Annotated in this window: 1 protein-coding gene; it reads left to right on the plus strand. The window is 64.5% G+C overall.

The window, feature by feature from the left end; genetic code table 11:
- Nucleotides 1-696: 696 nt before the first annotated feature.
- Nucleotides 697-1,118, plus strand: a 422-nt coding sequence (locus tag AC08ON_RS13250) for a hypothetical protein (protein WP_476617072.1), incomplete at its 3' end; no start/stop codon positions are given.

Here is a 1,118-nt window from a genome sequence, read left to right on the forward strand (position 1 = left end):
GGGTGGGTAGGGAGGGCAGGGCGTGCCGGGCGGCTGGCAGCCCGCGCCGGTGGTGAGCAGACCGAGCGTGACGGCGGCTCCGATGGTCACCAGAATGCGACGGACACCGACAGCTCGCCCGGTTCTTCTCTTAACGGGTCGACGCATATTTGAACCTCTCTCGCGTCTCTCACGTGTTCTCCGATCCGCTATTCCCTACCAGAACTTCCCCACTCAATGACAACGGCGCGCCGAGCCCTTCGATTCCGTTCCACGTTTACGTATTCCCGTCCGGATTATCGGGCCGCGCATCGGGCGGGCAGCCGGGCCGGTGAGAACCCGATGCGGTTGACACCGGAACGCCCCTGCCCGTCCAACCATCGATGACAACATTCACAAGATGGGAGAACCGATACATCTGTGTCGAACCGGCGCAAGTCCGGGCGGCGGTCACGCCTGCCGTTGACCGCTATTGACCGCCGTTGACCGCTATTGACCGCCGTTGACCGCCGTTGACCGCCATCCGGGAGGACCAGTCCAGTTACCGACCATTGCCCGGGAGCACGGGCCGGATGACCGGCTGCGTCCACATTCACCGGGGGTGCCCGCAAGGGGTATCCGCATACCCCGGATGGGCTCATGCTTCCGGTCCGGTGGAGATGTTCCCGTAGGACCTGACCACTCAGCGTACCGGGCCCCTAGTATCCTCGGGCCGGGATGACAGATTTCTGGAAATACAGCACGGAGGAAACCATGCTCCCCTCACCGGGCAGGTCGGTGTGCCGCCCGCACCTCGATCTGGTGCCCGTCCTTACCGACGACTCCGGGGCTATGGGGGATGCGGCGCAATCCGTTTCGGCCCGTACCCGGCACCCGTCCCGCCGCGCCGTATCCATCATGGTCACCGCAATACTGCTCATTCTGTTCTCAGCGTTGCCTGCCGGCGCCATGATCCGCCGTCCGACGTATCATCCACTCCCGGTGACCAACGTTTCGTACGAGACCGGCGCGGTGAGCGGCGTCGGGCGGCAGACCGACCTGACAATCACTGACAAAGGACCGGGGATCCTGCACGTCCAGTCAATCTCGGTGGACGGTGAGCGCCTCCTGGATCAGAACTCCCACCTCCGGATCGCGCC

The sequence above is a fragment of the Frankia sp. CoWAU3 genome, assembly GCF_977971855.1.